This window comes from Stenotrophomonas sp. STEN054, from assembly GCF_056854535.1.
In genome coordinates, this window is record NZ_JBXFWG010000018.1 from 45,865 (window position 1) to 68,178 (window position 22,314).

The 22,314-nt window shown below is 68.4% G+C and carries 18 protein-coding genes; 9 read left to right on the top strand and 9 right to left on the bottom strand.

The features are described 5' to 3' along the window. Window positions 1-20 precede the first annotated feature (20 nt). A complete protein-coding gene (locus tag AC1VXD_RS09525) occupies window positions 21-938 on the top strand; it encodes a LysR family transcriptional regulator (RefSeq protein ID WP_482991848.1) in 918 nt (305 codons plus the stop codon). A 103-nt stretch (window positions 939-1,041) separates the two neighbouring features. Here AC1VXD_RS09525 and recN read toward each other — a convergent pair whose 3' ends face one another. Further along, window positions 1,042-2,718 carry a DNA repair protein RecN gene (gene recN / locus AC1VXD_RS09530; protein ID WP_482991849.1) on the bottom strand — a complete coding sequence of 559 codons (1,677 nt, stop codon included), beginning with the start codon at window positions 2,716-2,718 and terminating at the stop codon, window positions 1,042-1,044. Between the two features lie 114 nt (window positions 2,719-2,832). Here recN and hrcA point away from each other — a divergent pair, with 114 nt between their 5' ends. From hrcA to dnaJ, 4 genes are all read left to right on the top strand, one after another. Further along, window positions 2,833-3,897 carry a heat-inducible transcriptional repressor HrcA gene (gene hrcA / locus AC1VXD_RS09535; protein ID WP_482991850.1) on the top strand — a complete coding sequence of 355 codons (1,065 nt, stop codon included), beginning with the start codon at window positions 2,833-2,835 and terminating at the stop codon, window positions 3,895-3,897. 63 nt (window positions 3,898-3,960) lie between these two features. After that, window positions 3,961-4,476: a nucleotide exchange factor GrpE gene (gene grpE, locus AC1VXD_RS09540; RefSeq protein WP_482991851.1), complete on the top strand. Its 516-nt coding sequence runs from the start codon at window positions 3,961-3,963 to the stop codon at window positions 4,474-4,476. A gap of 183 nt (window positions 4,477-4,659) precedes the next feature. Continuing rightward, window positions 4,660-6,582 (top strand): molecular chaperone DnaK, encoded by a 1,923-nt coding sequence (dnaK, locus tag AC1VXD_RS09545; RefSeq protein WP_482991852.1) that lies wholly within the window; start codon window positions 4,660-4,662, stop codon window positions 6,580-6,582. 154 nt (window positions 6,583-6,736) lie between these two features. Continuing rightward, window positions 6,737-7,864 (top strand): molecular chaperone DnaJ, encoded by a 1,128-nt coding sequence (dnaJ, locus tag AC1VXD_RS09550; RefSeq protein ID WP_482991853.1) that lies wholly within the window; start codon window positions 6,737-6,739, stop codon window positions 7,862-7,864. A 152-nt stretch (window positions 7,865-8,016) separates the two neighbouring features. Here the strand turns inward: dnaJ and AC1VXD_RS09555 are convergent, their stop codons facing one another. Then, window positions 8,017-8,814 (bottom strand): AraC family transcriptional regulator, encoded by a 798-nt coding sequence (locus AC1VXD_RS09555; RefSeq protein ID WP_482991854.1) that lies wholly within the window; start codon window positions 8,812-8,814, stop codon window positions 8,017-8,019. Between the two features lie 73 nt (window positions 8,815-8,887). Between AC1VXD_RS09555 and AC1VXD_RS09560 the strand changes: the two genes are divergently transcribed. The 3 genes from AC1VXD_RS09560 (at window position 8,888) to AC1VXD_RS09570 (ending at window position 12,584) form a co-directional block, all read left to right on the top strand. Further along, complete coding sequence (locus AC1VXD_RS09560) at window positions 8,888-10,087, top strand: MFS transporter (protein WP_482991855.1); 1,200 nt, start codon at window positions 8,888-8,890, stop codon at window positions 10,085-10,087. 461 nt (window positions 10,088-10,548) lie between these two features. After that, complete coding sequence (gene pdxY / locus AC1VXD_RS09565; protein WP_482991856.1) at window positions 10,549-11,457, top strand: pyridoxal kinase; 909 nt, start codon at window positions 10,549-10,551, stop codon at window positions 11,455-11,457. Further along, window positions 11,454-12,584: a prephenate dehydrogenase gene (locus tag AC1VXD_RS09570; RefSeq protein WP_482991857.1), complete on the top strand. Its 1,131-nt coding sequence runs from the start codon at window positions 11,454-11,456 to the stop codon at window positions 12,582-12,584. The genes pdxY and AC1VXD_RS09570 overlap by 4 nt, the downstream gene beginning before the upstream one ends. A gap of 201 nt (window positions 12,585-12,785) precedes the next feature. On the opposite strand, the gene AC1VXD_RS09575 is transcribed toward AC1VXD_RS09570, so the two are convergent. The 5 genes from AC1VXD_RS09575 to AC1VXD_RS09595 form a co-directional block, all read right to left on the bottom strand. Further along, on the bottom strand, window positions 12,786-12,980 hold the full coding sequence (locus tag AC1VXD_RS09575; RefSeq protein WP_482991858.1) for a hypothetical protein: 195 nt from the start codon (window positions 12,978-12,980) through the stop codon (window positions 12,786-12,788). A gap of 71 nt (window positions 12,981-13,051) precedes the next feature. After that, the gene (locus AC1VXD_RS09580; RefSeq protein WP_482991859.1) at window positions 13,052-14,824 is read right to left on the bottom strand and encodes an ABC transporter transmembrane domain-containing protein; all 1,773 of its coding nucleotides are present in this window, start codon (window positions 14,822-14,824) and stop codon (window positions 13,052-13,054) included. After that, window positions 14,817-15,413 (bottom strand): IMPACT family protein, encoded by a 597-nt coding sequence (locus AC1VXD_RS09585; protein ID WP_482991860.1) that lies wholly within the window; start codon window positions 15,411-15,413, stop codon window positions 14,817-14,819. Before AC1VXD_RS09585 ends, AC1VXD_RS09580 begins: the two co-directional genes overlap by 8 nt. A gap of 34 nt (window positions 15,414-15,447) precedes the next feature. Continuing rightward, window positions 15,448-16,452 carry a hypothetical protein gene (locus AC1VXD_RS09590; RefSeq protein WP_482991861.1) on the bottom strand — a complete coding sequence of 335 codons (1,005 nt, stop codon included), beginning with the start codon at window positions 16,450-16,452 and terminating at the stop codon, window positions 15,448-15,450. Continuing rightward, window positions 16,449-17,003, bottom strand: a complete 555-nt coding sequence (locus AC1VXD_RS09595) for an RNA polymerase sigma factor (protein WP_275427005.1) — start codon at window positions 17,001-17,003, stop codon at window positions 16,449-16,451. The genes AC1VXD_RS09590 and AC1VXD_RS09595 overlap by 4 nt, the downstream gene beginning before the upstream one ends. Before the next feature lie 263 nt (window positions 17,004-17,266). On the opposite strand from AC1VXD_RS09595, the gene AC1VXD_RS09600 reads away from it, so the two are divergent. Further along, the gene (locus tag AC1VXD_RS09600) at window positions 17,267-20,071 is read left to right on the top strand and encodes an EAL domain-containing protein (RefSeq protein WP_482991862.1); all 2,805 of its coding nucleotides are present in this window, start codon (window positions 17,267-17,269) and stop codon (window positions 20,069-20,071) included. Window positions 20,072-20,092: 21 nt separating this feature from the next. Here AC1VXD_RS09600 and AC1VXD_RS09605 read toward each other — a convergent pair whose 3' ends face one another. Continuing rightward, a complete protein-coding gene (locus tag AC1VXD_RS09605) occupies window positions 20,093-20,686 on the bottom strand; it encodes an LOG family protein (protein WP_079221569.1) in 594 nt (197 codons plus the stop codon). Between the two features lie 102 nt (window positions 20,687-20,788). Then, window positions 20,789-22,285, bottom strand: a complete 1,497-nt coding sequence (locus tag AC1VXD_RS09610; protein WP_108768580.1) for an aminotransferase class III-fold pyridoxal phosphate-dependent enzyme — start codon at window positions 22,283-22,285, stop codon at window positions 20,789-20,791. Window positions 22,286-22,314 lie beyond the last annotated feature (29 nt).

Here is a 22,314-nt window from a genome sequence, read left to right on the forward strand (position 1 = left end):
TATGAACTGGATTCACTGGCATGGCACGACCCGACATCAACCGATCCGGCGAACTGGAAGTGTTCGTGCGGGTGATCGAGACCGGCGGCTTCTCCGCTGCCGCGCGCTCGCTGGACATGACGCCCTCGGCGGTCAGCAAGCTGGTGGCGCGGCTGGAGCAGCGGCTGGGTACGCGCTTGCTGCAGCGCTCCACTCGCCAGCTGCAGCTGACGCCGGAAGGCTGTGCGTTCTACGAGCGCGGCCTGCGCGTGCTGGCCGACCTGGAGGAGGCCGAGCGCTGCGCCAGTGCCCACGCCGAGCCGCGCGGGCGCCTGCGGGTCAATTCCAACGTGCCCTTCGGCCAGCACTTCCTGCTGCCGCTGCTGCCCGCGTTCCTGCAGCAGCACCCGCAGGTGGGAGTGGACCTGACCCTGAACGACGAGGTGATCGATCTGCTGGAGCAGCGCACCGACGTGGCCGTGCGCGCGGGACCGCTGAAGAGTTCCAGCCTGGTGGCGCGGCGGCTGGGCTCGACCCGGATGATGATCGTCGCGGCGCCAGCCTATGCGCAGCGCCATGGCCTTCCGCACTCGGTCGAGGCGCTGCAGGCACACAACCGGCTGGATATCGGCCACGCGCGGGCGATGCAGGGCTGGCCGGTGCTGCAGGACGGGCGCGAGCGGATGCTGCTGCCCAGCGGCAATGCCCGCGCCAGCAATGGCGATGCGCTGCGCCGCCTGGTGCTGGGTGGGCTGGGCATGGCGCGGCTGGCTGCGTTCCAGGTGCAGGCTGACATCGCGGCGGGGCGGCTGCTGCCGGTGCTGGAAGAGGTCAACCCGGGTGACCTGGAAGAGGTGCACGCGGTGTTTCTGGGGCAGGGTGGATACCTGCCGCTGCGGGTGCGGGCGTTTCTTGATTTCCTGGTGGAGCATGTGGATCTGGCGCGGCCGCTGGGGTGACGCCGCGCGTGGATGCGCCGGAGCCGAGCGTGGGCTCGGCTCTACAGGCCGGTTTCGTTCGGGCGCACGTTGTAGAGCCGAGCCCATGCCCGGCTCAATGCGGTCAGTCCAGCGAGCTCGACGCCACCAGCAGCTTGCGGGCTGCGGCGCGGGCTTCCTTGCTCACTTCCACGCCACCCAGCATGCGTGCCAGCTCTTCTTCGCGCGCCTTGGTGTCCAGCTTCTCCACCGCGCTCTGGGTCATGCCTTCCACCGGGGCCTTGCTGACCCGGTAATGGGCGTGGCCCTTGGAGGCGACCTGCGGCAGGTGGGTGACGCACAGCACCTGGCGCTTCTCGCCAAGTGCACGCAGCTTCTGGCCCACGATGTCGGCGACCGCGCCACCGATGCCCGAGTCCACTTCGTCGAACACCATGGTCGGCACCGCATCCAGGTCCAGCGCGGCCACCTCGATGGCCAGCGAGATGCGTGACAGTTCACCGCCGGAGGCGACCTTGCGCAGCGCCCGCGGCGGCTGGCCGGCATTGGCTGCCACCAGGAACTCGACGCGCTCGGCGCCCTGCGGGTCGGGCTTGCCGCTGTCCTGTGCTTCCAGCTCGATCAGGAACTGGCCGCCACCCATGCCCAGCTCGGCGATGATGCCGGTGGTGGTGGCCGACAGCTCGGCAGCGGCCTTGCGGCGGCTGGCACTGAGCACCTCGGCCTGCACGCGCCAGGCGGCGGCAGCCTTCTCGATCTCACCGGCCAGGCGCTGCAGGCGCTCGTCGGCACCGCGCAGCTGTTCCACTTCGGCATGCATGCGTTCGCGCTGCGCGCCCAGCTCGTCCATCGGCACGCGGTGCTTGCGGGCCAGGTCGTGCAGGCGGCCGAGGCGGCGCTCGTTTTCTTCGAACTGCTCCGGGTCGGCATCGAGGTCGTCGTGCACGCGGTCCAGCAGCGACAGGGCTTCGTGCAGCTGGATCGAGGCGTTCTCGATCAGGCCGTCCACGTCGCCCAGGCGCGGGTCGTGTTCGATCAGTCGCGACAGTTCGTGGCGCACCTGCTGCAGCAGGTCCATGGCCGAGCTGCCGTCGTCGCCATTGAGCTGGTTGCTGGCCGCCTGGCAGGCGCTCAGCAGGGCGCTGGCGTGGGCCTGGCGGCGGTGGCTGGCACCCAGCGCGACAATCGACTCGGGTTCCAGGTCTTCGCGGTCCAGCTCGCGCAGCTGGTGTTCGAGGAAGCCGATGCGGTCGGAAACGTCGCCCTGTTGCGACAGGGCCAGCGATTCATCGACCAGGGTCTGCCAGGCCGCAGCGGCGCGGCGCACCTGGCGGCGCTCGTCCTCGTTGCGGGCATAGGCATCCAGCAAGGCCAGCTGCGACGGGCGCGTCAGCAGGGCCTGCTGCTCGTGCTGGCCATGGATTTCCACCAGCCGCCCCGCCAGATCGGCCAGCTGCGCCAGGGTCACCGGGCGGCCGTTGATCCACGAGCGCGAGCCGCCATCGGCGCGGATCACCCGGCGCAGCTGGCACTGGTCCTCGTCGTCCAGCTCGTTGTCGGCCAGCCACTGGCGCGCGGCCTGCAGCTGGTCCAGGGCGAACTCGGCCGACAGCTCGGCACGGGCGGCGCCATGGCGGACCACGCCGCTGTCGGCACGCAGGCCGGACAGGAAGCCGAGCGCGTCGACCATCAGCGACTTGCCGGCGCCGGTCTCGCCGGAAACGACGGTCATGCCCGGCCCGAACTCCAGCTCGGTAGCGCGGACGACGGCAAAATCCTTGATCGAAAGATGTCTGAGCATGGGTACAGGGGTGTCTGAGCCGCGCAACGCTAGCACGCGCGGCGGGGTGGTCCAACGACTTGCCAAGGCGACGCACCGCCATTATCTAGTCTCCGTGTCTCACAGGTTGATTCCATGCACGGTTCCGCTGACCAGCTTGCCCCGCGTGCGCGCCATCTATTGCGCACGCTGATCGCGCGTTACATCCAGGACGGTGAGCCGGTCGGCTCGCAGACGCTGGCGCGCGTGGCAGGCCTGGAGGTCAGCCCGGCCACCATCCGCAACATTCTGGGCGACCTGGAGGACCTGGGCCTGCTGGCGTCGCCGCATACCTCGGCCGGGCGCATCCCGACCGCGCACGGCTACCGGGTGTTCGTCGACAGCCTGCTGCAGATGCAGCCGCCGGGCGAGGGCGAACTGGCCCGCCTGCGCCATGAGCTGGCCGGTGGCGGCAGCACCCAGGCCCTGCTCGGCAGCGCCTCGGAGCTGCTGTCGGCGATGAGCCACTTCGTCGGCGTGGTCAGCGCGCCGCGGCGCGAGCAGTTCGCCTTCCGCCAGATCGATTTCGTAGCCCTGGACGGCCGCCGGGTGCTGGCGATCCTGGTGTTTGCCGACAACGAGGTGCAGAACCGGGTCATCGAGACCCGCCAGGGCTTCGAGCCGGGTCAGCTGGAACAGGTGGCCAACTACCTCAACGCCCATTTCGCCGGGCTGCCGCTGGCCGAGATCCGCACCCGCTTGCTGCTGGAGCTGCGCGACGCCCGGTCCGAGCTGGAACAGCTGCTGGCGCACAGCATCGAGCTGGCCGAGCAGGCCCTGCAGCCACCGGCCGACGACATGCTGGTAGCCGGGCAGACCCGGTTGATGGGGGTGCAGGACCTGTCGGACCTGGAGCGCCTGCGCGAGCTGTTCGAGCTGTTCTCCAGCAAGCGCGAGATCCTGCAGCTGCTGGAGCGGACGATCCAGGCCCCAGGCGTGCGCATCTTCATCGGCGAAGAGACCGGGATGATGCCGCTGCAGGGGGTCTCGCTGGTCACCGCGCCCTACACCGCCAACGGCCAGGTGCTGGGCGTGCTGGGGGTGATCGGGCCCAAGCGGATGGCCTACGACCGGATGATTCCACTGGTCCAGGCCACCGCGGACGTGCTCGGGGCGGCCTTTTCGCCGCCGGGACGCGGTCCGGGGCCGGCAGACGCTTGAAACGCAGCATCCCGCCCACACTAGGGTGGGTGGAGGCGGAGAGTGACCGCCAGGGACCCAGACATGAACCAAGAACAGCCAGATATCGAAGCCCAGCAGAGCGCCGCCGATGCGGCCGCTGCCGCGGGCACCCATGACGAAGTGGAGCGCCTGCGCGCCGAAGTCGAGCAGGTCAAGGCCGATGCGCTGCGTGAGCGCGCCGACCTGGAGAACCAGCGCAAGCGCGTGGCCCGCGACATCGAGCAGGCGCGCAAGTTCGCCAACGAGAAGCTGCTGGGCGAGCTGCTGCCGGTGTTTGACAGCCTGGATGCCGGCCTGAAGGCCGCCGGCGACGATGCCAACCCGCTGCGCGAGGGGCTGGAGATGACCTACAGGCAGCTGCTGAAGGTCGCCGCCGACAACGGACTGGTCCTGCTGGACCCGACCGGCCAGGCATTCAACCCGGAACACCACCAGGCCATCAGCCAGGTGCCGGCCCCCGACGCGGCCCCGGGCAGCGTGGTGACCGTGTTCCAGAAGGGCTACCTGCTCAACGAGCGCCTGCTGCGGCCGGCGCTGGTGGTGGTGGCTGCCGACTGACGCGCCGGGCCGGCAACGGCCCATCGCCGTCAGGTAGCCGGGCCAGGCCCGGCGCACTTTGAACGGTTGAACACAGCGTTCGGGGGATGGCTTGAATGTTCCACGAGCCTCCCCCACATCCCATTCATCCACCGGCCGACCGGCCGGATTGACACCAACAAGCATTCTTCAGGAGTCTCCCCCATGGGCAAGATCATTGGTATCGACCTCGGCACCACCAACTCGTGCGTGGCGATCATGGACGGCGGCAAGGCCCGCGTCATCGAGAATTCGGAAGGCGATCGCACCACCCCGTCGATCGTCGCCTACACCAAGGACGGCGAAGTCCTGGTCGGCGCCTCGGCCAAGCGTCAGGCCGTCACCAACCCCAAGAACACCTTCTACGCGGTGAAGCGCCTGATCGGCCGCAAGTTCACCGACGCTGAAGTGCAGAAGGACATCGCCCACGTCCCGTACAGCATCCTGGCCCATGACAATGGCGACGCCTGGGTGTCGACCAGCGATGCCAGGAAGATGGCGCCGCAGGAAATCTCGGCCAAGGTGCTGGAAAAGATGAAGAAGACCGCCGAGGACTTCCTCGGTGAGAAGGTCACCGAAGCGGTCATCACCGTGCCGGCCTACTTCAACGACAGCCAGCGCCAGGCGACCAAGGACGCCGGCCGCATCGCCGGCCTGGACGTCAAGCGCATCATCAACGAGCCGACCGCGGCCGCGCTGGCCTATGGCCTGGACAAGGGCGACAACAAGGATCGCAAGATCGTGGTGTACGATCTGGGCGGCGGCACCTTCGACGTCTCGGTGATCGAGATCGCCAACGTCGACGGTGAGAAGCAGTTCGAAGTGCTGGCCACCAACGGCGATACCTTCCTGGGCGGCGAAGATTTCGACAACCGCGTCATCGAGTACCTGGTTGAAGAGTTCAACAAGGACCAGGGCATCGACCTGCGCAAGGATCCGCTGGCCCTGCAGCGCCTGAAGGACGCCGCCGAGCGCGCCAAGATCGAGCTGTCCAGCGCCCAGCAGACCGAAGTGAACCTGCCGTACGTCACCGCTGATGCCTCGGGTCCGAAGCACCTGAACATCAAGCTGACCCGCGCCAAGCTGGAATCGCTGGTCGACGAGCTGATCAAGAAGTCGATCGAGCCGTGCCGCGTCGCCCTGAACGATGCCGGCCTGCGTTCGAGCGACATCAGCGAAGTGATCCTGGTCGGTGGCCAGACCCGCATGCCGAAGGTGCAGCAGGCGGTGACCGAGTTCTTCGGCAAGGAACCGCGCAAGGACGTCAACCCGGACGAAGCGGTGGCACTGGGTGCGGCGATCCAGGGCGGCGTGCTGGGCGGCGACGTCAAGGACGTGCTGCTGCTGGACGTGACCCCGCTGTCGCTGGGCATCGAGACCATGGGTGGCGTGTTCACCAAGATCATCGAGAAGAACACCACCATCCCGACCAAGGCCTCGCAGGTGTTCTCCACCGCCGAGGACAACCAGTCGGCCGTGACCGTGCACGTGCTGCAGGGTGAGCGCGAGCAGGCCCGCTTCAACAAGTCGCTGGCCAAGTTCGACCTGTCCGGCATCGAGCCGGCCCCGCGCGGCCTGCCGCAGGTGGAAGTGTCCTTCGACATCGACGCCAACGGCATCCTGCACGTGTCGGCCAAGGACAAGAAGACCAACAAGGAACAGAAGGTCGAGATCAAGGCCGGTTCGGGTCTGTCCGAGGAAGAGATCGCACGCATGGTCGCCGACGCGGAAGCCAACCGCGACGAAGACAAGAAGTTCCAGGAACTGGTGCAGGCCCGCAACCAGGCCGATGCCCTGATCCACGGCACCCGCAGCGCCATCACCGAGCACGGCAGCAAGGTCGGCGGCGATGTCATCGGCAAGGTCGAGGCGGCTCTGGCCGATCTGGAAACCGCGATGAAGGGCGACGACAAGGCACAGATCGAAGCCAAGTCGAAGGTGCTGGAAGAAGCCGGCCAGGCGCTGTTCGCCGCGGCTTCGGCCGACCAGGGCGGTGCCCCGGGTGGCGATGCCGGCAACGCAGGCAAGGCAGCGGATGACGTGGTGGACGCCGAGTTCACCGAAGTCAAGGACGACAAGAAGTCCTGATCCGGACCGACGCGGGGCGCTGCCTGCCAGCGTCCCGTTGTCGTACCAGGGTCCTGACCGCCGCCCGGCGTGTCGGGGCGCCCGACGCAAGAGCGGACCTGGTTCCGCTCTTCCGCTTTGACGAATCCCGACTTTCCGGAAACTGATTCACCCTATGAGCAAGCGCGATTACTACGAAGTGCTGGGCGTTGCCCGCACCGCCACCGACGAAGAGCTGAAGAAAGCCTACCGTCGCTGTGCCATGAAGTTCCACCCGGACCGCAACCCGGGTGATACGGCCGCCGAAGCCTCCTTCAAGGAGTGCAAGGAAGCCTACGAAACGCTGTCCGACAGCAACAAGCGCCGCATGTACGATGCCCACGGCCACGCCGCGTTCGAGCACGGCATGGGCGGCGGCGGTGGTCCGGGCGGCCCGGACATGAACGATATCTTCGGCGATATCTTCGGCAACATCTTTGGTGGCGGCGGTGGCGGTCAGCGCCAGGCCCGTCGCGGTGCCGACATCGGCTACGTGATGGAACTGGACCTGGAAGAAGCCGTGCGCGGCGTCGAACGCCGGATCGAGATCCCGACCCTGGCCGAGTGTGGCGACTGCGATGGCAGTGGCTCCGAAGACGGCAAGGTCGAGACCTGCAACGTCTGCCATGGCCGCGGCCAGGTGCGCATCCAGCGCGGCATCTTTGCCATGCAGCAGGCCTGCCACCACTGCAACGGCCGTGGCCAGATCATCGCCAAGCCGTGCAAGACCTGCCACGGCAACGGCCGCATCGAGGAAGACAAGGTGCTGTCGGTGAAGGTGCCGGCCGGCGTCGATACCGGCGACCGCATCCGCCTGCAGGGCGAAGGCGAGGCCGGCCCCGCCGGTACGCCGCCGGGCGACCTGTACGTGGAAGTGCGCGTGCGCGAGCACCACATCTTCCAGCGCGACGGCGACGACCTGCACTGCGAAGTGCCGATCCGCATCTCGCAGGCCGCGCTGGGCGACACCGTGCGCGTGGCCACCCTCGGCGGCGAAGCGGAAATCCGCATTCCAGCCGAAACCCAGACCGGCAAGCTGTTCCGCCTGCGCGGCAAGGGCGTGCGTTCGGTGCGCAGCCGCAGCGAAGGCGACCTCTACTGCCGCGTGGTGGTGGAAACCCCGGTGAACCTGACCAACGACCAGCGCAAGCTGCTTGAGCAGTTCGAAGCCACCTTCGTCGGCGAGGAAGCGCGCAAGCATTCGCCGAAGTCAGCCACCTTCATGGATGGCGTGAAGGGCTTCTGGGACCGCATGACGTCCTGAGTTCTTGAACGAAAACGTAGAACGGTAGCGCCGGGCCATGCCCGGCGTTTTTCGTTTGCGCGCATCGCACGCATTCCGCCGGGCATGGCCCGGCGCTGCCACGGGGCTGTCATCTGGTAGACCCACGCCATGCGTGGATGCGGTTTGCCGAATCAGCGGAAAAACGCCGCCGGCGTCTGCCCCAGCTGACGCTTGAACATGCTGGTGAAGGCGCTTGGGCTGTCATAGCCCATCGCCAGCGCCACATCGATGACTTTCTCGCCGACCGCCAGGCGCTCCATCGCGGCAAGCAGGCGCGCCTGTTGCCGCCACTGGCCGAAGGTCATGCCCAGTTCGCTGGCGAAGTGGCGCTGGACGGTCTTCACGTCCACTGCCAGGGCTTCGGCCCAGTCCTGCAGCGTGGCTTCGTCGCCGGGATGCTTCTGGATGTGCTGGCAGATGCGCTGCAGCCGCGGATCGACCGGGGTCGGCAAATGCAGGGGCAGCACGTCCATGCGGTGGAGTTCATCCAGCAGCAGGCGCACCACGCGGCCATCGCGGCTGTCGTCCTCGTGCTCGCCCTCGATGAGGGTCGCTGCATGCAGCAGCTCGCGCAGGAGCGGCGCCACCTGCACCGCAAAGGCCTCGGTGGCCAGCTGCGGAGCGAATGCCGGGTCGATGTACAGGCTGCGCATGTGCACGTCGGCAATGCAGTCCACCGCATGGGCCATGCCGGCCGGCATCCAGATGGCACGAGTGGAGGGCACTACCCAGCGGCCGACTTCCGAGCGCACCACCATCAGGCCGGACATGGCATAGACCAGCTGGTGGCGGCGATGGCGGTGTGGCGACACCCGGGTGCCGGCCGGGTAATCCTTGACCCGGCAGGTCACCGGCCGGTGGCCGGGCACCTCGTTCCAGGGCGCGAACTCCCGGATCGTGCAGGGAGTGTCCTTTTTGCGATATGGCATGACCAGAACGCGGCGGAAGGGAGGGGGAGGGCACCGTAGCATGCAGGCCTCGCCCCCAACCTGACTGCGCACCATGTCCAGCCTGGCTACACCCGCGCCCACCGTCCGCAGCTCGACCCGCGGCGTGCTGGCAGCGATTTCCACCTCCCACATGGTCAACGACATGATGCAGTCGCTGATCCTGGCCATCTATCCGGTGATCAAGGGAGGCTTCAACCTCAGCTTCACCCAGATCGGCCTGATCACGTTGACCTACCAGCTGACCGCGTCGATCTTCCAGCCGCTGGTCGGCCTGGTCACAGACCGCAAGCCGGCGCCGTACTCGCTGCCGATCGGCATGGCGTCGACCCTGTGCGGCATGCTGCTGCTCGGCTTCGCGCCGAACTACGCGATGGTGCTGCTGGCTGCGGCCATGGTCGGGATCGGTTCGGCCATCTTCCACCCGGAAGCCTCGCGCATCGCACGGCTGGCTTCCGGTGGCCGCCACGGGCTTGCCCAGTCGGTGTTCCAGGTCGGCGGCAACTTCGGTACTGCCCTGGGCCCGCTGATCGCCGCCGCGGTGATCGTGCCGTACGGCCAGCACGCCGCCTCCTGGTTTGCCGGCGCCGCGCTGATCGGCATCGCCCTGCTGACCCATGTCAGCCGCTGGTATGCACTGCACCTGGGCGCCCCGCGTCCGGTCGGGCAGGCATCGATCGCTCCGCGTCATCCGACCCGCACTGTGGCCCGGGTGATGGTGATCCTGCTGGTGCTGATCTTCAGCAAGTACTTCTACATGGCCAGCATCGGCAGTTACTTCACTTTCTACCTGATGCACCACTTCGGCATTCCGGTGGCGCAGGCGCAGCTGCACCTGTTCGCGTTCCTGGTGGCGTCGGCGGCGGGTGGTTTCCTTGGTGGCCCGCTGGGTGACCGCATCGGCCGCAAGCCGATCATCTGGACCTCGATCCTGGGCGTGGCGCCGTTCGCGTTGGCGCTGCCGCATGCGGATCTGTTCTGGACGACGGTGCTGGCGGTGCTGATCGGCTTCGTGCTGTCGTCGGCGTTCTCGGCCATCGTGGTGTATGCGCAGGAGATGATGCCGCACCGCATCGGCATGGTGTCGGGGCTGTTCTTCGGCTTCGCGTTCGGCATGGGTGGGCTGGGTGCAGCGGTGCTGGGTCTGCTGGCGGACAAGACCAGTATCGAGTACGTGTACCAGCTGACCGCGTTCCTGCCGCTGCTGGGCATCATCGCGGCGTGGCTGCCGCCGTCGCGTCCTGTTGCTCACTGAGGGGTTTGGGTTTGCAGGGCTTGCAGCCCTGCACCTGCTGCAGATCAACGTCAAATTCAAAAGCTGGCTATCCGCGGGATGGCGGGGTGGGTCCGGTTGAGGGGGACGCTGCAAGTACGTCCCTGTGAGCTCGGTCGCCGCATCCATGCGGCTCACGCCCCCTCAACCGGACCCACCCCGCCTTCGACAGTTTGCCGCGATCTGTCGGAACAGCGTTCTGCTTTGGTAGGTGCCGACCGTTGGTCGGCACCTACCAACAGCCGCCTGTCCCAGTAGATCCACGCCATGCGTGGATGAATTCATTCGATATCTGACAATTGTGCCGACCAACGGCCGGCACCCACCCACACCGCCCCGCCATCCCACGCATAGCCCGCTCTGGCTTCTGCAGTTGCCGTTGCATCGAGCAGGTGCAGGGCTGCAAGCCCTGCCGAAAACCCCCGTGGGCGTAGAATGCGGGCATGAGCGAATCCCTCGACAACCACCTGCTCCACGGCCGTCGCCAGCGCCCCGACGGGCCCTCGCCGATCGACGTCATCTCCGTCCAGTCGCAGCTCGTCTACGGCCACGCCGGCAACAGCGCCGCCGTCCCGCCGATGCGCGCCCTCGGCGTGCGCGTGGCGGAAATCCCGACCGTCCTGCTCAGCAATGCGCCGTTCTACGACACCACCCGCGGCCGCGTGCTGCCCGCCGACTGGTTCGCCGACCTGCTGCTCGGCACCCGCGAGCGCGGCCTGCCGCAGCGGGCGAAGATGCTGGTATCCGGCTACTTCGGCAGCGCCGCCAACGGTGCCGCCTTCGCCGACTGGCTGGACGAGATCCTGCCGGCCTGTCCGCAGCTGCGTTACTGCCTGGACCCGGTGATCGGTGACACCCACACCGGTCCCTATGTGGAGCCCGGGCTGGAGGCGATCTTCGCCGAGCGCCTGCTGCCGCACGCGTGGCTGGTTACGCCGAACGCATTTGAACTCAATCGCCTGACCGGCATGCCGGCCCTGGCCGAGGCCGATGCCATCGCCGCCGCGCGCGCGCTGCTGGCGCGTGGCCCGCAGTGGGTGATCGCGCACAGCGTGGGCGGCAACCCCGGCGAGCTGGTGACGCTGGCCGTAGGCCACGAAGAAACCTGGCGCTGGACCTCGCCGCTGCTGCCGGTGGATGTGGCCGGCACCGGTGATGTGCTGATGTCGCTGGTGGTGTCTTTCCTGCTGCGCGGCGAGACGATGCAGCAGGCCATTTCGCGCGCCATCGCCGGTACACATGCGGCGCTGGAAGCCACCCTGGCCAGAGGCTTCGAGGAGTTCGACGTGATCGCTGCCGCGCCTGCCGCGCTGGCGGAGGCCACCCGCTTCCACGCCGAACGCGTGGCATGAGCGCGCTGCAGACGCGCACGCCGCGCACGGTCGGCATTGTGGGCAGTGCCGGCGCCTACGGGCGTTGGCTGGCCCGCTTCTGCCAGCAGCACATGCAGCTGCAGGTGATCGGCCATGATCCGGCTGATCCGGCCTCGCATACGCCCGAGCAGCTGCTGGCACAGGCCGATGTGCTGGTGTTTTCGGCGCCGATCCGGCACACGCCGGCGCTGATCGCCGACTACGTGCAGCAGTCGGCGGGCCGCGAACACGGGCGCCTGTGGCTGGACGTCACTTCGGTGAAGGATGCGCCGGTGCAGGCGATGCTGGCCTCGCAGGCCGAAGTGGTCGGGCTGCACCCGATGACCGCGCCGCCGAAGGCACCGACGCTGAAGGGCCGGGTGATGGTGGTCTGCGAGGCGCGGCTGCAGCACTGGCAGCCGTGGGTCGACAGCCTCTGCGCGGCCCTGCAGGCCGAGTGCGTGCGCGCCACGCCGCAGCACCACGACCAGATGATGGCGCTGGTGCAGGCCATGGTGCATGCCACCCATCTGGCGCAGGCCGGCGTGCTGCGCGAGTACCAGCCGCAGCTGGGCGATCTGGCCGCGATGATGCCGTACCGCTCTGCCTCGTTCGAACTGGATACGGCGATCATCTCGCGCATCCTGTCGTTGAACCCGGCGATCTACGAAGACATCCAGTTCGGCAACCCCTACGTGGCGCCGATGCTGGATCGGCTCGTCGGCCAGCTGCAGGCACTGCAGGCGCAGGTCGGGCAGGGCGACGACACAGCGCGTGGCTGGTTCCGCGAGCAGCTGCTGGCCGCCAACCACGACGCCTTTGGTAAGTCCGCGCTGGCCGCGGGCAACTACACCTTCGAGCGCGTGGGCTACCTGCTGGCCGACCTGACCGAGCGCAACGCCTTGTCGGTGCACCTGCCGGAGGATCGCCCGGGTTCGCTGCGCGAGCTGCTGCACGTGTTCGAGCAGCACAGCATCAGCCTGGCCTCGATCCACTCGTCGCGTACGCCGGGCGGCGAGGTGCATTTCCGTATCGGCTTCGTGGCGGGCAGCGATCCGCTGGCCATCGCGCGGGCGGCGGTGGCGGTCGATGCCAGCGGCATCGGCCGGGTGCTGGGGCAGGCCTAGTCATCCACAGGCGGTGTGGATGATTTCTCGGCAAACGTGTGGATAACAGCGCGCAGCCCTTGGCAGGCAAGGCTGTCAAGATGGTTGGTGAAAAATTGACCACGCAGTTTTTCATGCCTGGCGGGCGGGCACATCGACCAGGATCGATACCTACCAGGGGGGGGGGCAGATCCGTCAGCGCCGGGCCATGCCCGGCGAACCTCAGATCGTCAACCGCAGCTCGCCACCGCTGGTGGTGAACTCGCGGCCATTGCGGACCAGATGGCGACCGTCATCCAGTTCATAGCGCGGGCTGGTCTCTCCCTTCTGGCCGCTACCGCTGGCATCGGGCTTGAACTCGATGATGATGTGGCTTTCGCCATTGGCGTCGACTGCAGGGAACTGACGGAACGACATCGTGCACCTCCTTCAGCGGATCCTTCGGTTTCGCCGCCAGCTTGGGCCGGCCGGTGTTAGCCGGCCGTCAATCAATCGACGAACTGCAGTCGCGCCAGCTCCGCATACAGTCCACCTTCAGCCAGCAGCTGCGCATGCGTGCCTTCGGCGACGATGCGGCCCTGGTCCATCACCACGATACGGTCGGCTTTGAGTACGGTCGCCAGGCGATGGGCGATCACCACGGTGGTGCGCCCGGCCATCAGCCGTTCCAGCGCCTGCTGCACGCTGTGCTCACTCTGCGCATCCAGGGCGCTGGTGGCCTCGTCCAGCAGCAGGATGGGCGAATCCTTCAGCAGGGCGCGGGCGATCGCCACGCGCTGCTGCTGGCCGCCGGACAGGCGCGCGCCGCGCTCGCCCAGCTCGCTGTCGTAGCCCTGCGGCAGGGCGCGCAGGAAGCCATCGGCTTCGGCCGCACGCGCCGCGGCTTCCACCTCGGCATCGCTGGCCTGCAGGCGGCCGTAACGGATGTTGTCGCGCGCACTGGTGGCGAACAGGGTTGGCTGCTGCGGCACCAGCGCAAGCTGCGCGCGCAGGTCGGCCGGATCGACCTCGCGCACGTCGTGGCCGTCCACGCAGATGCGGCCGCTGGCCGGGTCATGGAAGCGAAGCAGCAGCGACAGCACCGTGCTCTTGCCGGCACCGGACGGGCCGACCAGGGCCACGGTCTCGCCGGGACGCACGTTCAGGCTGAAGTGGTCCAGCGCCGGCTGGTCCGGCCGCTGCGGATAGTGGAACACCACGTCGTCGAACTGGATCTGCCCCTGCAACGGCTGCGGCAGCGCATGCGGCTGCGCGGGCGCACGGATCTCGATGTCTTCCTGCAGCAGCTCGCCGATGCGGCCCATGCCGCCGGCCGCGCGCTGCAGTTCGTTCCAGACTTCAGCCAGCGCGCCCACCGAGCCGCCGCCGATCAGCGCGTACAGCACGAACTGGCCAAGGGTACCGGCGCTCATCCGGCCCGCATTCACATCATGCGCGCCCAGCCAGAGCACGCCGACGATGGCGCCGAAAACCAGCAGGATGGCGCTGGCGGTGACCAGCGACTGCGCGCCGATGCGACGGCGCGCGGCAGTGATGGCATCGCCGAGCGCATGGTCGAAGCGCCCGCGTTCGTACGGTTCGCGGGCATGCGCCTGCACGGTGCGCACTGCGCCCAGGGTCTCGCTGGCCAGGCTGTTGGCATCGGCGATGCGGTCCTGGCTGTTGCGGGCGACCACGCGCAGCTTGCGCGCGCCGATGATGATCGGCAGCACGGCCAGCGGGATGCCCAGCAGTGACCATGCCGCCAGGCGCGGGCTGGTGACGAACAGCATGGCCAGGCTGCCGACCACGGTCACGCTGCTGCGCAGGGCCACCGACATGGTCGAGCCGACCACGCTGCGCAGCAGTTCGGTATCGGCAGTCAGGCGCGAAACCAGTTCGCCGCTGCGGCTGCGGTCATGGAAGCCGGCGCCGAGCTGGATCAGGTGTGCGTACAGCTGGCTGCGCAGGTCGGCGACGACCTTTTCGCCCAGCAGCGACACGAAGTAGAAGCGCGCGGCGGTGCCCAAGGCCATCACCACTGCCACCAGCATCAGCAGGGCGAACGCGCGGTTGATCTGGCCGCCACTGCTGAAGCCGTGGTCGATCATCTGCTTGACCGCCGGCGGCAGGCTAAGCGTGGCCGCCGAGGAGACCGCCAGAGCCAGCAGCCAGGCGGTGAACAACCCGCTGTGACGGCGCACGAACGGCCACAGCGTACGCAGGCTGCCCAGACGGCGCAGCGGCGGGGTTGAAGCGGACGTCTCGTCCTTGTCAGTCATCCTGGTCGTCATCTTCTATGCGGATACGATCACGGGTGGCGTCGCGCAGGCGGATTTTCAATGCATCGACCTGGTCGGCAGGCAATTCCACCCGCAGGCGCACACCGTTGGCATCGAACTGTTCATCGCGCTTCTCGGCGGCGAAGGCGGGCAGGGCGGCATGCAGGGTGCCCAGATCCTCGAAGCCGGCCAGCAGCTGCAGGCGCGCCATCGCCACCAGCGGCAGGCGTGGCGCGGTGCGCAGGCACTCGGCGGCCGTGCCACCGTAGGCGCGCACGAGGCCCCCGGCGCCCAGCTTTATACCGCCATACCAGCGGGTCACCACCACCACCACGCGGTCGAAGCCCTGGCCATCGATGGCCGCCAGGATCGGCCGGCCGGCGGTGCCTGCGGGCTCGCCATCATCGCTGGAACGGTACTCCTGGCCGTGCCGGTAGGCCCAGCAGTTGTGGGTGGCATCGGCCACGGCCACCTGCTGCAGGAACGCCAGTGCACCCGCAGCGCTGCCGATGGGTGCGGCGTGGGCGGTGAAGCGGCTGTGCTTGATGTCCAGCGTATGGCTGACGGGCTGGGCGAGGGTATCGGGCATTCCCGCCATTCTACGGGGTCGGCGCGGGCCTGCCTCAGTCGTCCAGCAGCGGGCGCAGGTCCTTGGGCAGGCGCGCTTCGGGATACGACTGCAGGTAGCGCTCCAGGCTGGCACGGGCCAGGTCGCGCTGGCCGTTGTCGCGGCGCTCGCGGATCTTCTGCAGCCATTGCCGGCGCGGCAGCGCGGCGTCGGCGGCCACTTCGGCGTGTACCGCCGTGGCGCTGAGCGCGGCATCGCTGGACCGGCGCAGCATCACGCCCGGTGCACTGGTCGGTGCGCCGGCGTTGGCCTTGGATGCCGCCGGTGACGCACGGCGTTGGCTCCGCACCGCGTCGGCGCTGGCCGCAGCTGCGCCCTGGATCGAATCCAGTTCCATTGCAGCCGGGGCTGGAGCCGAGTACGCGGCCGGCGCTGGCGGCGCTGCGGCGGGTGCAGCGGGTGCAGGAGGCGCTGGCGGCGCGAAGACGGCCTCGGCAGCGGGCTCGGCAGGCTGGCTGCGTGCGGCCATGCGCGGTGCGGATTCGGCCGCTGCCGGGGCTGCCTGCGCTTCGGGCGCACGTGCAATGACAGCCTTGGCAGACGGCGCCGGTGCCGCAGGCGCCGCCTGCGGTGCGGGCAGCGGCGGTGGGGGCGCGATCTCGGCTGCAGCGGACATCGGCTGTGCCGCCTGGGCATCGGCTGCTGCACGTTTGTCGGCCACGGGCGCGGCGACGATCTCTGCGTCCTGTGCCGGCACGACCGGCGGCTCCGGCCGAATCTGCCAGGCGATACCGACCGCAAACACCATCGAGGCGGCGATGCCGAACACGGCTGGCCAGCGCGGCCGCGGCCGGCGTGCAGGCGTGATTGACGGCGTAGCGCCGTCGGCTGCTGCGGGTGCGTCCCCGGCAGCAGCGTGACCGGCAGGCGTGGACACCGACGCGCGCGCGGCCGCCAGGATCGCCGCGTCCAGCGCAGCGGACGGGGCCTGGTCGTGGCGGCGGCCGATAAGGCCGGCCAGCGCACGTTCTTCAGGCGACAGGGGGTCGTCTCGGTTCATGCCTTCAGTCCCGCACGCAGCTTGTCCATCGCATAGCGCAGTCGCGATTTCACCGTTTCCCGGCCGACGCCGGTGATCTGGCCGATCTCCTCCAGGCTCAGTTCCTGTTCCAGCCGCAGCTGCAGCACTTCGCGCTGCTCGGGCGGCAGGTCGTCCATCGCCAGCTGGATGCGCCGGCGCTGCTCGAATTCGGACAGTTCAGCTTCCGGGGTCTGCCCGTCTTCCAGCGCGGCCAGGCGCAGATCGGCATCGGCCGGCGCGGCAGGGCGGTGGCGGGCAGCACGCCAATGGTCGTTCAGGCGGTTGTGCGCGATGCGGAACAGCCACGTGCTGAATGCGGCGTCGGGCTGCCAACCGGCGCGCGCGCTGATCACCCGCTGCCAGACGTCCTGGAAGATCTCCTCGGCCAGCGCGGTATCGCGCAGCTGCCGCAGCAGGAAGCCGAACAGGCGCTTGCGATGGCGTGCGTACAGGCTTTCGAACGCTTGCAGGTCGCCGCCGGCCCAAGCCAGCATCAGCGCTTCATCGGTTGGCAGGGCGGTCGCTTCCACGGCAGACAGGGTAAGGCCTGCAGGCGGTGGCGCATAGCCGGTGGCGGGGGCAGGCAGGGCGCAGTTCACGGCGATTCGTGGGTGGGGGTCCACATGAACAACGCCCGCAGGCACGAGACGGGGTTGGCGGGCTTCCATTGCCCCCCCTGTGCCGCGTTATGCTCGCGCACTCAGGGGAGGCGACGCAGTAGCGGCGCCAAGAGAACGTCATTTTGTCCACGCAAGCCGACCGTGTGTCATCGCTGTCACCTCACGAGGCCGTCTTGGGCACGGCGCTGGTGCGCGCGCTGCATGCGCTGCTGCCGGACACCGCCATCGTGCGGGTGGGCTGGAACGACCCACAGCTGGGCCGTGGCCAGGACAGCTGGCCGCAGGGCGCCAGCGAAGCGGAGCTCGATTGGGACCAGTCGAGCTGGGAGCACACTGTCTGGGAGCAGGCTGCGTGGGAGCACGACGGCGCACAGCTGTCGCTGCGGGTGCGCGGCGGGTCGCCTTCGGAGGCCTGGTGGGGGGTGTCGCGGCAGGCGATGGAACTGGCCCTGCAGCGCGGCCGCCAGGCGGGGCAGATCCGCGCACTTGAACAGGCTGAACGTCTTCAGCAGGCGCTGTTCCAGATTGCCGATCTGGCCGGTGCCGATCTGGAAATGGGCGAGATGCTGCGCCACGTGCACGGCGTGCTCGGTTCGCTGATGTACGCGGAGAACTGCTACATCGTTGAGTACGACGATGTGCGCGACCAGATGCGTTTCCTGTATTTCGCCGACCAGGTGGATGAATTCGTGGCCGACCCCACGATCAGCTACGACGCCGGGCAGATGCCGCGCAGCCTGACCGTGGCGCTGCTGCGCCAAGGCAAGCCACTCAGTGGCCCGTCGCGCGAACTGCTGGCCGATGCCGAGGAAGAGCACGATCTTGAGCGCGGTCCGGAAAGCCTGGACTGGCTGGGCGTGCCGATGCTGCGCGATGGCCGCGTCTGTGGCGCCATCGTGGTGCAGAGTTATGAACAGGCCGCGCTGTACGGCGAGGCCGAGCGGGCACTGCTGGGTTTCGTCGCCCAGCACGTGCAGACCGCGATGGACCGGCGCCAGGCGCAGGTGCGGCTGGAACAGCAGGTGGAACGGCGCACGCTGGAACTGCAGCGCGCCAACCGCAGCCTGCAGGACGAAGTGGCCGAGCGCCGCCGTGGCGAACAGCTGCAGACCGCCCTCTACAACATTGCCGAAATGGCCATGTCGGCCGACAGCCTGGCCCAGTTCTACGGCCAGGTGCACGGGGTAGTGGGCCGGTTGCTGGATGCGCGCAATTTCTACATCGCCCTGGTCAACGCGTGCGGCGACGGTCTGGATTTCGTCTACTCGGTGGACGAGCACAACAGCTCGCGCGCGCCGCGTGCGTTCAGCCGCGGCCTGACCGAATACGTGGTGCGCCACCGGCGCCCGCTGCTGGCGTCGCGGGCGCAGATCGACGCGTTGCTGGCCACCGGTGAAGTGCGTGAATCCGGTGCGCGCTCGCACTGCTGGCTGGGCGTGCCGCTGCTGCGCGACGACGAGGTGGTCGGCGCGATCGTGGTGCAGAGCTATACCGACCAGATCGCCTTCAGCGTGCACGACCAGCGCCTGCTGACCTTCGCGGCGCAGAACATCGGCACCGGCCTGGCCCGCCAGCGCGACGAGCAGCAGCTGCGTTCGGCGCATGCCGAGCTGGAAAAGCGCGTGGAAGAGCGCACCCGCGAGCTGGGCGAAGTGAACGACAAGCTGCTGGGACAGATTGCCGAGCGCCTGCGCGCCGAGCAGCGCCTGACCCACCAGGCCATGCACGATGCGCTGACCGGCCTGCCCAACCGCCTGCACCTGCTGGACCGCCTGCAGGACGCGCTGGCCCTGGCCCGCCGCGAAGGTGGCCCGGTGTTTGCGATGCTGTTCCTGGACCTGGACCGCTTCAAGCTGGTCAACGACAGCATCGGCCACGCCGCCGGCGACCGCATGCTGGTGGAAGTGGCCAAGCGCATCGTGTCCATGGCCAACGACGGCGACGTGGTCGCGCGCCTGGGCGGTGATGAATTCGCGGTGCTGCTGCAGTGCCCGCAGGGCCTGGGCCAGGCGCTGGATTTCGGCCAGCGCCTGCTGCTGGCCCTGCAGGAATCGATGTGGATCGCCGGGCGCGAGCTGTTCCCCTCCGGCAGCCTCGGCATCGCCCTGTGGAACCCGCACTACCGCACCGGCGAAGAGCTGCTGCGCGACGCGGATGCGGCGATGTACCGGGCCAAGGCCCAGGGCCATGACCGCTGCGCGATCTTCGATGAGGAGATGCGCGAACAGGCGATGCGCAGCCTGGACCTGGAAGCGGACCTGCGGCGGGCGATCAACAACCGCGATTTCGTGCCGTTCTACCAGCCGATCGTGCGCCTGTCCGACGGCGAAGTGGTCGGCCACGAGGCGCTGCTGCGCTGGCAGCACGAGCGCCGCGGCCTGCTGCTGCCCGGCGCCTTCCTGGAGCTCGGCGAGGAAAGCGGCCTGATCGAGCAGGTCGACTGGCTGATCTACGAACAGGTCATCGCCGGCCTTGCCGACGGTGGGCGTGGCTATGTGTCGGTGAACGTGTCACCGCGGCATTTCCGCTCGGCCGATTTCAGCAAGCGCCTGTTCGGCCTGCTGGAAGCCAACGATGCCGACCCGCAGCGGCTGCGCCTGGAAATCACCGAAGTGGCGCTGCTGGACGATGGCCCACACACGCTGCGTATCCTCAAGGGGCTGCGCGAGCGGGGCATCCAGGTGCAGTTGGATGATTTCGGCACCGGCTTCTCGGCGCTGTCCTACCTGCACCGGTTCCCGATCAGCACGCTGAAGATCGACCAGAGCTTCATCGCCGGCCTGCATGGCCCGGAGGCGCAGAGCACGCGCGCGCTGGTGGAAGGCGTGCTGTCGCTGGCGCGCACGCTGGGCATCGAAACGATCGGCGAGGGCATCGAGACCGAAGCCCAGCAGCAGAGCCTGTTCGAGCTGGGCTGCGACTACGGCCAGGGCTACCTGCTGGGGCGGCCGGCACCATGGACGCGCGCGGTGGCCTGAGCACCGCGCAGGTCCGGCGACTCAGCGCAGCGCGGCGCGGCGCTTCTCGTCGATCCACTTTGACGCCTGGGCCGGCTCGTAGGCCTGCATCCAGGCCAGCATCTCGTCGATGTCCGAGCCGTACCACAGGTCCTGACGCTGTTCCGGGTGCAGGAAGCGCTCTTCCACCATGCGGTCGATCATGCCGATCAGCGGGGCGTAGAAGCCGTCCACGTCGAGGAAGGCGCAGGGCTTGTTGCCGATGCCAAGCTGGCGCCAGGTGAGCATCTCGAAGATCTCTTCCATGGTGCCGAATCCGCCGGGCAGGGCGACGAAGCCGTCGGACAGATCGAACATGCGCGACTTGCGCTCATGCATCGAACCGACGATCTCCAGCTCGGTAAGGCCGCGGTGGGCCACTTCCCAGTCGGCCAGCTGGCGCGGGATGACGCCGGTCACTTCACCGCCGGCGGCCAGCACGGCATTGGCAACGGTCCCCATCAGGCCGACGTTGCCGCCGCCGTAGACCAGGCGCATGCCATCGCGGGCGATGCGGTCGCCCAGCGCCATGGCGCGTTCGGTGTAGACCGGCTTGCTGCCAGCGTTGGAGCCACAGTAGACGCAGAGGGACTTCATGGGGGATTCCTGTCTCTTGGTGCGGAAACGAAAACGCCCCGCCGGCAACCGGGTCAGCGGTCGCGGGCGGGGTGTTGGTCGATTATGACGCGTTGGCGCGGGTTACGCCGCGGCGGCCTGCTCACGGCGCGGGCCTTCACGCAGGGCGCGGCCGACCAGGCCCACCAGCAGGTCCAGCTCGTCGCTGTCCATGCCGAAGTGCGGGGTGAAGCGCAGCGAGTTCTCGCCACCGTGGATCACGTTGATGCCGTGCTGGCGCAGCCATTCCTCGGTGGAACCGGCGCCATAGCACTTGAACTGCGGGGCCAGCTCGCAGGAGAACAGCAGGCCGGTGCCCTGCACCTTGGTGATCAGCCCGCCCAGCTCACTCTTCAGCTGTTCCAGCTTGCGCACGGCCTCGGCGCCGCGTTCGGCGATGTTGGCGCGCACCTGCGGGGTCAGCTGGGCCAGGGTGGCGCAGGCCACGTCCAGCGCACGCGGGTTGCTGGTCATGGTGTTGCCGTAGATGCCCTTGCGGTACAGCTGCGCGGCATGCTCGGTCACCGCCAGCACCGACAGCGGGTACTGCGCGGCATTGAGCGCCTTGGAATAGGTTTCCATGTCTGGCGGGTCGAGGCCTTCAAAGCCCGGGTAATCCACCACCGACAGCACGCCGTGGGCACGCAGGCCGGCCTGGATCGAATCGAGCAGCAGCAGGCTGCCGTGGGCGCGGGTCAGCTCGCGGGCCACCGCATAGAAGGCCGGCGGCACCGAACGGCCCGGGTCACCTTCGCCCATCACCGGCTCCAGGAACACTGCTTCGATGAACCACTGGTTGCGTTCGGCATCCTCGAAAACCTTGCGCAGGCCTGCCTCGTCATACGGGGCGACGGTGATCACCGAATCCTCGCCACGGTAGCTGGCCAGGTGCTGCTGGTAGCTCTTGCGGCTGGAATCGGAATACAGCGCCGGGCGATCGGTGCGGCCGTGGAAGCTGCCCTTGATGACCACGCGCTTGATGGCGGCACCGGCATGGCGCGCGCCCGGGTCGGTCTGCAGCTTGGCGTTGACGTCGGCGATGCGTGCGGCCAGGCCGACCGCTTCCGAACCGGAGTTCAGGCACATGAAGCGGGCAAACGGGCAGCCGCCACGACGGTGGCCGATCTCGGCGCGCAGGGCGGTGATGAAGCGCTGCTGCGACAGGCTCGGGGTCATGATGTTGGCCATCACCTGCGGGCGGGACATCGCTTCGAGCACCGCATCCGGGGTGTGGCCGAAGCCGAGCATCCCGTAGCCGCCCGCGTCGTACAGCACCGCGCCCTTCAGGGTGACTACCCACGGGCCGCGAGCCGCCAGCGCCACGTACGGGGTCACCGCGTCATCGGCATAGAAATTGACGAAGCCGTCCTGCATCGCATCGATCTGCGCCTGCTCGTCCTGCGCCAGCAGCGGCCCCAGTTCCTGCTGCACGCGCGCGAACTCGGCGGCGGCGGCGTCCACGGCGGCAACCAGCTGCGGGTGGCGGGCGGACAGTGCGGTCAGGGTGGCGTCGTCCAGGCCGGTGGTGAGGCGGGTGCCGGGCTGGGCGCGGAGGGGGGCGAGGCGTTCGATGAAGCTCATTGCAGATCTCCTGAAACGTTGGGTCGCAC

Bases quoted from the DNA above. Each gene is read 5' to 3' on its own strand.
- AC1VXD_RS09525 (WP_482991848.1), top strand. From the start codon at position 21: ATGGCACGACCCGACATCAACCGATCCGGCGAACTGGAAGTGTTCGTG.
- recN (WP_482991849.1), bottom strand. From the start codon at position 2,718: ATGCTCAGACATCTTTCGATCAAGGATTTTGCCGTCGTCCGCGCTACC.
- hrcA (WP_482991850.1), top strand. From the start codon at position 2,833: ATGCACGGTTCCGCTGACCAGCTTGCCCCGCGTGCGCGCCATCTATTG.
- grpE (WP_482991851.1), top strand. From the start codon at position 3,961: ATGAACCAAGAACAGCCAGATATCGAAGCCCAGCAGAGCGCCGCCGAT.
- dnaK (WP_482991852.1), top strand. From the start codon at position 4,660: ATGGGCAAGATCATTGGTATCGACCTCGGCACCACCAACTCGTGCGTG.
- dnaJ (WP_482991853.1), top strand. From the start codon at position 6,737: ATGAGCAAGCGCGATTACTACGAAGTGCTGGGCGTTGCCCGCACCGCC.
- AC1VXD_RS09555 (WP_482991854.1), bottom strand. From the start codon at position 8,814: ATGCCATATCGCAAAAAGGACACTCCCTGCACGATCCGGGAGTTCGCG.
- AC1VXD_RS09560 (WP_482991855.1), top strand. From the start codon at position 8,888: ATGTCCAGCCTGGCTACACCCGCGCCCACCGTCCGCAGCTCGACCCGC.
- pdxY (WP_482991856.1), top strand. From the start codon at position 10,549: ATGAGCGAATCCCTCGACAACCACCTGCTCCACGGCCGTCGCCAGCGC.
- AC1VXD_RS09570 (WP_482991857.1), top strand. From the start codon at position 11,454: ATGAGCGCGCTGCAGACGCGCACGCCGCGCACGGTCGGCATTGTGGGC.
- AC1VXD_RS09575 (WP_482991858.1), bottom strand. From the start codon at position 12,980: ATGTCGTTCCGTCAGTTCCCTGCAGTCGACGCCAATGGCGAAAGCCAC.
- AC1VXD_RS09580 (WP_482991859.1), bottom strand. From the start codon at position 14,824: ATGACTGACAAGGACGAGACGTCCGCTTCAACCCCGCCGCTGCGCCGT.
- AC1VXD_RS09585 (WP_482991860.1), bottom strand. From the start codon at position 15,413: ATGCCCGATACCCTCGCCCAGCCCGTCAGCCATACGCTGGACATCAAG.
- AC1VXD_RS09590 (WP_482991861.1), bottom strand. From the start codon at position 16,452: ATGAACCGAGACGACCCCCTGTCGCCTGAAGAACGTGCGCTGGCCGGC.
- AC1VXD_RS09605 (WP_079221569.1), bottom strand. From the start codon at position 20,686: ATGAAGTCCCTCTGCGTCTACTGTGGCTCCAACGCTGGCAGCAAGCCG.
- AC1VXD_RS09610 (WP_108768580.1), bottom strand. From the start codon at position 22,285: ATGAGCTTCATCGAACGCCTCGCCCCCCTCCGCGCCCAGCCCGGCACC.